The organism is Methylobacterium sp. J-059 (assembly GCF_022829485.1).
GTDB lineage: Bacteria > Pseudomonadota > Alphaproteobacteria > Rhizobiales > Beijerinckiaceae > Methylobacterium.
Map to the genome: position 1 here is coordinate 23,395 of NZ_JAKSYA010000023.1, position 8,564 is coordinate 31,958.

Below are 8,564 nucleotides of genomic sequence, written 5' to 3' on the forward strand. Positions count from 1 at the left end.
CCCATGGCCGACATCGCCAATCTCCGCACCAGCGCCGAGACCGGTCTCTCGACCCTGTTCGAGACCGCCCGCAAGGGGTTCGGCAGCGAAACCGCGATCTCCCGCGAGGAGGCGTTCCGCTTCTTCGAGGCCGTCGGCCTGCCGAGCCGCCGCATCGAGGCGTTCAAGTACACCGACCTGCGTGCCGCGATGCAGGAAGCCGCGCCGCCGGCCGAGACGCCGGCGCTCGACCTCGCCACGTCCGCCGTCGCCGCCGCGACCGCGTTCTCGGCGGTCGAGGCGGTGCGCCTGACCTTCGTCAACGGGCACCTGATCCGCGAGCTGTCCGATCTCGATCGCGTGCCCGCCGGCGTCTCGGTATCGCCGCTGAACGAGGCCCTGAGCCGGGGCGATGCGCGCCTGAAGAACCTTGCGCCGGTGGCGCAGGCCCGCGAGAACCCGATCTATCAGCTGAACACCGCCTTCCTCGCCGACGGCGCGCTGATCTCGGTGGAGGCCGGCGCCAAGGTCGAGACCCCGCTGCACCTGCGCTTCGTCGGCGCCGGGGCGGAGGGCTTCTCCACCGCGACGCGCGTTCTGGTCGAGGTCGCCGACGGCGCCGAGTTCACCTTGCTCGAGACGCACGAGGGCCCGAACGGGCTGACCTACCAGCCGAACGACGCCCTCGACGTCCATGTCGGCAAGCATGCCGCCTTCCGGCACGCGCGGATCAACCGCGAGGGCGACAAGGCGATCGCGCTCTCGACCATCAGCGTGCGGCTCGACGACGAGTCGAGGCTGGAAACGGTGAACCTCGTCACCGGCGCCGTGCTGTCGCGCCACCAGATCTACATGCACGTGGCCGGCGAGAACGTGAACGCGGTCGTCAACGGCGCGGCGATGCTCGGCGACGGGCAGCTCGCCGACTCGACGCTGCTGGCCGACCATGCGGCGGTCGGCGGCGTCGGCCGCGAGATGTTCAAGACGGTGATCGACGGCGACGCCACCGGCGTGTTCCAGGGCAAGATCATCGTCCGCCAGATCGCGCAGAAGACCGACGGCAAGATGAAGTCCGATTGCCTGCTCCTCTCCGACGAGGGGCAGATGATGAACAAGCCGGAGCTCGAGATCTTCGCCGACGACGTCGCCTGCGGCCACGGCGCCACCTGCGGCGCCCCGGACCAAGACCTGCTGTTCTACCTCATGGCCCGCGGCCTGCCGAAGCCGATCGCCGAGAGCCTGCTGGTGCAGGCCTTCGTCGGCGAGGCGGTGGAGTCGGTCACGCACGAGGGCGCCCGCGCGGCGCTCATCGGCGAGATCGAGGCTTGGCTGGCCTCGCGGGGGTGATCGGCCCCGGTCGCGCGCATCCTGGAAAATGGGTGATGTGACCGCGATCCCTCCCAGACCTTCATCCTGAGGCGCCCACGTCGGTGGGCCTCGAAGGAGGAGACGAGGGATCGCACTATCTCTGGAGACCTCCGTCGAGGCCTCCGCTTCGCTTCGGCACCTCTGGACGAGGCTGCAGGTTGGAGGGGCGATGCTTGCGAAAGACCGCCGGTTCGAGGCCGACACCATGAACGCTCCTCTCCGCCAGCCTACCTACGACGTCGAGGCGATCCGGGCGCAATTTCCGATCCTGTCGGAGAAAGTCTACGGCAAGCCGCTGGTCTACCTCGACAACGCCGCCTCGTCGCAGAAGCCGCGCGCGGTCATCGACGCGATGGTCGCGTGCATGGAGACCGGCTACGCCAACGTCCATCGCGGCCTGCACTTCATGGCCAACGCCGCGACCGAGGGATTCGAGGGTGCCCGCGAGACCACGCGGCAGTTCCTGAATGCCGCGTCGACCGACGAGATCATCTTCACCCGCAACGCCACCGAGGCCTACAACCTCGTGGCCGCGTCGATGGGCTGGGCCGGGATGATCGGGGAGGGGGACGAGATCATCCTCTCGATCATGGAGCACCATTCCAACATCGTGCCCTGGCACTTTCTGCGCGAACGCCGCGGGGCCGTCATCAAGTGGGCGCCGGTCGACGACGAGGGCAACTTCCTCGTCGAGGACTACGAGAAGCTGTTCACGCCGCGCACCAAGATGGTCGCGATCACGCAGATGTCGAACGTGCTGGGCACGGTCACGCCGGCGGCCGAGATCGTCCGCATCGCCCACGCCCACGGCGTGCCGGTGCTGCTCGACGGCGCGCAGAGCGCGGTGCATCAGCCGGTCGACGTGCGGGCGCTCGATTGCGACTTCTTCGTCTTCACCGGTCACAAGGTCTACGGCCCGACCGGGATCGGCGTGCTTTACGGCAAGAAGGAATGGCTGGAGCGCCTGCCGCCCTACCAGGGCGGCGGTGAGATGATCCGCACGGTCAGCCAGGAGGCGATCACCTACAACGATCCGCCGCATCGGTTCGAGGCGGGCACGCCGGCGATCGTCGAGGCCATCGGCCTCGGCGCGGCGCTGGAGTTCATGATGTCGGTCGGGCGCGACAAGATCGCGGCGCACGAGGCCGCGCTCACCGCCTATGCCCAGGAACGGCTCGGCGCGATGAATGCGATCCGGCAGATCGGAACCGCGAAGGGCAAGGTCGGCGTCATCGCCTTCGAGATGAAGGGCGCCCATGCCCACGACATCGCGACGGTGATCGACCGTTCGGGCGTCGCGGTCCGGGCCGGCACGCATTGCGCGATGCCGCTGCTCACCCGCTTCGGTGTCACCTCGACCTGCCGCGCCTCGTTCGGGATGTACAACACCCAGGCCGAGATCGACGTGCTGGCCGAGGCGCTCGCCCGCGCCGAGATGATGTTCGCCTGAGCGTTTGGACTGGGTCGCCGCCCCGCCGCGGCGGCGCGATGAGGAGATGAGCATGAGCAGCGACGCGACGATCACCGGAGGCGCCAACACGCCGAAGGTCGCCGGAGCCGAGGGCGTGCCGCCCGCCGAGCTCGACCGGCTGACCGACGATATCGTGGCCGCGCTGAAGTCGGTCTACGATCCCGAGATCCCAGCCGACATCTACGAGCTCGGCCTGATCTACAAGGTCGACATCGACGACGACCGCAAGGTGTCGATCGACATGACGCTGACGGCTCCGGGCTGCCCGGTCGCCGGCGAGATGCCGGGCTGGGTCGAGGATGCGGTCGCCAAGGTCCCGGGCGTCCAATCCTGCGCGGTGACGATGGTGTTCGATCCGCCGTGGGATCAGAGCCGCATGTCCGACGAGGCCCGCGTCGCCCTCGACATGTGGTGAGCGTCACCGAGCGGTATGGACCGTGCTCCGCGCGATCCTTATCTTAAGACCGTACGCGCACCCTCAACCGCCCGGGCCTTGAACCCGGCTGCCGGAGAGACACCGATGTCCACGAGTTTCAAGGTCATGTCGCTGACGGATGCGGCAGCCGACCGCATCAAGGCGATCATCGCCGACGCCGACCGGCCGATCGCGGGCCTGCGGGTCGGCGTGAAGAACGGCGGCTGCGCAGGGATGTCCTACACAATGGAATATGCCGAGGATCGCAAGCCCGGCGAGGACATGGTCGAGGATCGCGGCGTGAAGGTCTTCGTCGATCCGAAGGCGCTGCTGTTCCTGCTCGGCACGCAGATGGACTTCCAGTCCAGCAAGCTCGCCTCGCAGTTCGTGTTCAACAACCCGAACCAGACCTCGGCCTGCGGCTGCGGCGAGTCCGTCGCGATCACGCCGGTCGGCCCGGAGCGGCTGCTCGCCTCGGCCTGAACCCGCGATCAGGCGACCGCGGCGACGAGGTCCGCCGTGGTCGCATCGTCGAGCGTGCGGTTGCGGCCGGCGCGCTTGGCGGCGAACATGCACAGGTCCGCACGCTCCAGCAACGAGACCGGCGTGTCGCCGCGGCGGTAGCACGCCACGCCGAGCGAGATCGTGACCTTCCCGAGCGATTCCCCGGTCGAGCGCTTGATCAGCTCCCGGCCCATCACGCTGGTTCGGACTTTCTCCGCGATGGCGTAGGCCGTTTCCCGGTTCGTGCCGGGCAGCAGGATGCCGAACTCCTCGCCGCCGAAACGGGCGAGCATCGCGCCCTTCTCGACGCTTTCTCGCATGACGACGGCGACCAGGCGCAGCACCTGATCGCCGGTGAGGTGGCCGTAGAGGTCGTTGAAGCGCTTGAAGAAATCGATGTCGAGCACGACGAGGCTCGAGGACGTGCCGAGCGAGGCGCGATCGAGCGCCTTGTGCAGCATCTCCTCGAAATGCTTGCGGTTCGCCAGCCCGGTCAGCGGATCCGTCAGGCTCTCGATCCGCGTCGCCTCGAGCTTCTCGCGCAAGGATTCGACCTCGGTGCGGCTTTCCCGCATCCGCGCCTCGAGGGTCCGGTTGTTGGAGGCGACTTCCCGCGTCGTCGCGACCAGGGTGGCCACGATCTCGCGCAGGCGCGCCCGATTCAGCGTCGAGACCGAGAGGTCGTGGCTCAGAGCGCGCAACGACTCGCCGTACTGCGCGGCCGAGCCGAGCGAGAGGTCGAGCATCTCCATGACGCCCTCGATCTCGGTCAGCATCGTCGCGCCGGTCTCTCCGGCGGCCGTGACGTAGCGCGAGCCGCCGAGATAGCTGTCGTAGAGATCGTCGACGTCCGAGGCGGACAATCCCGCGTTCGTCGCGGTGAGACGCTTGATCGCGTCGTTCATCAGCGGCTGATCGCCGGAGACGTAGGTGTACCAGACGGCGTAGGCCCGCGGTGTCGCCGAGGGCCCGTAATCGCGCATCAGCTCCTGGGCGCGGCGCGCCAGGGCGAAGCTGCGATCGCGGTCGGCATAAAGCCCTTCGCTCATCCGATCCCCATCGTCCATCGCCGCCCCGTCGCGTCGGCGTTCGGGTCGGACGCCGCAAGCTACCTTAAGGAGCGTGGACGGAGGGTTAAGGCCGAGGTCGCGATCTGCGGCTCAATCCTGCTTCTTGATCACCGCCGGCCGCAGCATGAAGGCCGGAACGTGCTCGCCGAGACCGACGGGCGTATCGCCGTCCTCGTCGCGGCGGCGCCCATAGCCGCGCTCGTCGCGCGACCGGTCCTGCGGCGGGCGAGCCGCGGGGGCGGGAGTTCGCTCGGGACGCGGCCGCGCCTCGGCTGCCGGACGGCGCGGTGCCTCCCGCCGCGCCTCGTCCGGTCGCCGCTGAGGCTCGCGCCGAGGCGAGGTCTCCGCAACCGAGCCGGACTCTAGGTTGGCGGAAGGCTCCGTCTTGACGGAATCCCTCCGTCCACGCGACGACCGCGCCTCCCGCGGCGCCTCGGCCTCGGCGGGGACCTTTCGGCCGCGTCGCGCGGAATCGCCGGCGCGTCCGCGATGGCGGGTGCGCGTCTCGCCCTCGTCGGTGCCTTCCTGGCTCGGCGCGGCGGTGTCGACGTCCCCGTCCATCCACGGGATCGGCTGCCCGATCAGCGACTCGATCGCCTGGAGCGAGCGGTCGTCGCTGCGGCTGACCAGGGTGAAGGCCGCCCCCGAACGGCCGGCGCGGCCGGTGCGGCCGATGCGGTGGACGTAATCCTCGGGATGGTTCGGCACGTCGAAGTTGAAGACGTGGCTCACCGCGGGGATGTCGAGGCCGCGCGCCGCGACGTCGCTCGCAACCAGCAAGGCCGTCTCGCCGCCGCGGAAGGCTTCGAGGGCGGTGGTGCGCGAGCGCTGGTCCATGTCGCCATGGAGCGCGGCGGCATCGAAGCCGTGGCTCACCAGCGACTTCTGCAGCAGCGCGACGTCGCGCTTGCGGTTGCAGAAGATGATGCCGTTCTTCAGGTCGGCCTCGCCGCGGATCAGCTTGCGCAGGCGCTCGCGCTTGGCGCTGCCGTCCGACGAGGTCGCGACCAGACGCTGCACGATGGTCGAGGCGGTGGAGGCGGCGCGCGCCACCTCGATCCGCTCGGGATTGTGCAGGAAGATGTCGGCGAGCCGCTCGATCTCCGGCGGCATGGTCGCGGAGAAAAACAGCGTCTGGCGGGTGAACGGCACCATCTTCACGATGCGCTCGATGTCGGGGATGAACCCCATGTCGAGCATGCGGTCGGCCTCGTCGATGACCAGGAGCTCGACGCCGCTGAGCAGCAACTTGCCGCGCTCGAAATGGTCGAGCAGGCGCCCCGGCGTCGCGATCAGCACGTCGGTGCCGCGGGTCAGCTTGGCGTCCTGGTCGGCGAAGGAGACGCCGCCGATGATCAGCGCGACGTTGAGCTTGTGGTTGGTGCCATAGCGATCGAAATTCTCGACCACCTGCGCCGCCAGCTCGCGGGTCGGCTCGAGGATCAGCGTCCGCGGCATCCGCGCCCGCGCCCGCCCGTTCTCGAGCATGGTCAGCATCGGCAGGGTGAACGCGGCCGTCTTGCCGGTGCCGGTCTGCGCGATGCCCAGGACGTCGCGCCGGGCGAGCACGTGCGGGATCGCCTGGCTCTGGATCGGCGTCGGTTCCGTATAGCCGGCGGCGGTGACGGCCTGGAGGACCTTGTCGCTCAATCCGAGATCGGCAAATGACATAATCTTTTGAGAACCGTTGCGCGCGGGGTCGGGCAGGGCCGGCGCGGAGGACATCGTCGCGGCGACGGCAGCGACGGCCGGTCGGGTCGACGGCCCGCCGCGCCTGCGAGTGCGCGGGACACTTAGGCCCTTGCAACCACTTGTCAATCTGATGCACCCGGACGAGCCGGGGTTTCCCCCTCCGAAAGGTGCGAAGACTGCCCCTTATGGGCGGAGGCCACGCATGCTCGAAGGGAGGTTGCAGGGATCGAGCCTCACGGCGCGAACGCCCTGCGCGATCGAGCCGGTCGTCTCCGGATCGGCGATCGTCCCCCTCGACGTCGCCTGGGCCATACGGGTCGGCTCAGCGTTCCGATCGGCCCGCGCGAAGTGATGGGCCGCCGCGAGGGCGACGATCGCGGCGATGCCGGTGGTCTGGATCGTCCAGCGCAGGATGCCGTGCGACTTCGCCGACCCGATGTCTTCGCTCATCGCGCACCTGTCCGCCGAATTCCGGCCCCTCGCGGAGATCGACGGTGAAGGCTCATGGTTAATCTTCGCCTTACGGCCGCAACGGCTTCCGAGGGAGGAAATAAAATGCCACCGCCCGAGCAGGGTCATGACATATGATAAGCACGGCTCCGGTCTTCGGTAAATCGATCGTGAACCCCGGACAACAGAACGAGGCGTGGGGCGAACCCTGATCTTTCCTGCCGGACCATGTGCGCCAAGACACACCTGCGAACGACATCGCGTAAGCCGGGCGTAACCTTCATCTTTCGTTGACCGCTTCCGGGTCATCTGAGCGAGCTTGTTGCAGGAAAGCGACAGACCGAGCGGGCAACCCGGCTTAGAACAAACTCGGCTTTGCCAACCAGGACCTGGAAAAAAATGAAGAGCCTTCTCCTCGCCACCACCGTTCTCGCCGGCCTCACCGCCGTCGCGTCCGCCGCTGACCTTCCGCGTCGCGCTCCGCCGCCGGTGTTCACCCCGGTTCCGGTGTTCACCTGGACGGGCGCGTACTTCGGTATCAACGCCGGCTACGGCTTCGATGCCAGCGATCGCCGCGGCGCCACCGTCGTCGGCGTCTCGCCCGGCAACGCGATCTTCGCCGGCCCGGCCGGCGGCAACACCGGCGGCGTGCTCGCCTTCGGCGGCAGCCGCGGCAACGACGGCTTCACCGGCGGTGGCCAGGTCGGCTACAACTACCAGTTCACCCCGGGCTCGGGCGTCGTGATCGGCATCGAGGCCGACGCGCAGTACGTCGACTTCGGCCAGAACCGCAACCGCTTCTCGTCGGCCACCGTCGCTGGCGGCGGCATCCTGCCCGGCAACCTGATCTACAACCCGTCGGGCCTCTCCAGCCTCGACTACTTCGGCACCGTGCGCGGTCGCCTCGGCTACGCCTTCGACCGCACCCTCGTGTACGGCACCGGCGGCTTCGCCTACGGCAGCGGCGGCGGCCGTGACTTCGGTTCGGGCGTGTCCCGCAACGACTTCCAGACCGGCTGGGCTGCCGGCGCCGGCGTCGAGTACGCCCTGCCGACCGACTCGTTCCTGAACTTCTTCCGCTCCTCGGCCGTGACGCTGAAGGTGGAAGGCCTGTACGTGAACCTCGACCAGGGCGGCCGCAACAACGGCGCCTTCGCCTCCAACTCGACCGGCACCGTGACCCTGACCTCGCCGGGCGTGACCGTCGTGCAGAGCGGCCTGAACCGCAACAACAGCACCGAGTTCGCCGTCGTGCGCGCCGGCCTGAACTACAAGTTCGGCTCGTACTAGGACCTTCGGCCATTCTTTTGGCCTAGGGATCCCCAGCCCGATCAGACTGGCCGCTAGGTCGAACAACGCCTCAGGAGCAAGCCTCCTGGGGCGTTTATTGTTTCAGGATCTCGCTGTCTAAGACTCAGATCGGCAACAAGAAAAGCGCGCCGGTTAGGGCGCGCTCGAAGTTGTTTTGTAGATGGAATGGACCTATCTGGATATTAGATAAAACCAGATGCCCTGCAATAGGCTCGTTGTAGCATTCTATTGGTTTCTCGGAGTTGTCCCCGCTACCGCTGTGTCCTTGTCCAGACCCCACGCCATCGGTGTCGCCGATCCACGG

The 8,564-nt window shown here is 68.1% G+C and carries 9 protein-coding genes; 5 read left to right on the forward strand and 4 right to left on the reverse strand.

Translation table 11 applies throughout. From position 1 onward, the window contains the following. Positions 1-3 precede the first annotated feature (3 nt). The 4 genes from MKK55_RS01775 (at position 4) to sufA (ending at position 3,716) form a co-directional block, all read left to right on the forward strand. Positions 4-1,326 carry a SufB/SufD family protein gene (locus tag MKK55_RS01775; RefSeq protein ID WP_243932982.1) on the forward strand — a complete coding sequence of 441 codons (1,323 nt, stop codon included), beginning with the start codon at positions 4-6 and terminating at the stop codon, positions 1,324-1,326. 226 nt (positions 1,327-1,552) lie between these two features. Next, positions 1,553-2,797 carry a cysteine desulfurase gene (locus MKK55_RS01780; protein WP_243932994.1) on the forward strand — a complete coding sequence of 415 codons (1,245 nt, stop codon included), beginning with the start codon at positions 1,553-1,555 and terminating at the stop codon, positions 2,795-2,797. Positions 2,798-2,849: 52 nt separating this feature from the next. After that, on the forward strand, positions 2,850-3,233 hold the full coding sequence (locus tag MKK55_RS01785) for an SUF system Fe-S cluster assembly protein (protein WP_243932983.1): 384 nt from the start codon (positions 2,850-2,852) through the stop codon (positions 3,231-3,233). Between the two features lie 105 nt (positions 3,234-3,338). Continuing rightward, positions 3,339-3,716, forward strand: a complete 378-nt coding sequence (sufA, locus tag MKK55_RS01790; RefSeq protein ID WP_147726385.1) for a Fe-S cluster assembly scaffold SufA — start codon at positions 3,339-3,341, stop codon at positions 3,714-3,716. 8 nt (positions 3,717-3,724) lie between these two features. On the opposite strand, the gene MKK55_RS01795 is transcribed toward sufA, so the two are convergent. The 3 genes from MKK55_RS01795 to MKK55_RS01805 all read right to left on the reverse strand — a co-directional run bounded on the left by MKK55_RS01795 (position 3,725) and on the right by MKK55_RS01805 (position 6,949). Further along, complete coding sequence (locus tag MKK55_RS01795) at positions 3,725-4,786, reverse strand: GGDEF domain-containing protein (RefSeq protein WP_147726386.1); 1,062 nt, start codon at positions 4,784-4,786, stop codon at positions 3,725-3,727. 111 nt (positions 4,787-4,897) lie between these two features. Then, a complete protein-coding gene (locus MKK55_RS01800) occupies positions 4,898-6,478 on the reverse strand; it encodes a DEAD/DEAH box helicase (protein ID WP_243932985.1) in 1,581 nt (526 codons plus the stop codon). A 204-nt stretch (positions 6,479-6,682) separates the two neighbouring features. Next, the gene (locus MKK55_RS01805; RefSeq protein ID WP_243932986.1) at positions 6,683-6,949 is read right to left on the reverse strand and encodes a hypothetical protein; all 267 of its coding nucleotides are present in this window, start codon (positions 6,947-6,949) and stop codon (positions 6,683-6,685) included. 399 nt (positions 6,950-7,348) lie between these two features. On the opposite strand from MKK55_RS01805, the gene MKK55_RS01810 reads away from it, so the two are divergent. Then, positions 7,349-8,239 (forward strand): outer membrane protein, encoded by an 891-nt coding sequence (locus MKK55_RS01810; RefSeq protein WP_243932988.1) that lies wholly within the window; start codon positions 7,349-7,351, stop codon positions 8,237-8,239. A gap of 124 nt (positions 8,240-8,363) precedes the next feature. On the opposite strand, the gene MKK55_RS01815 is transcribed toward MKK55_RS01810, so the two are convergent. Beyond that, positions 8,364-8,564 (reverse strand): hypothetical protein (locus MKK55_RS01815; protein WP_243932990.1); only part of this gene is annotated, 201 nt, incomplete at its 5' end.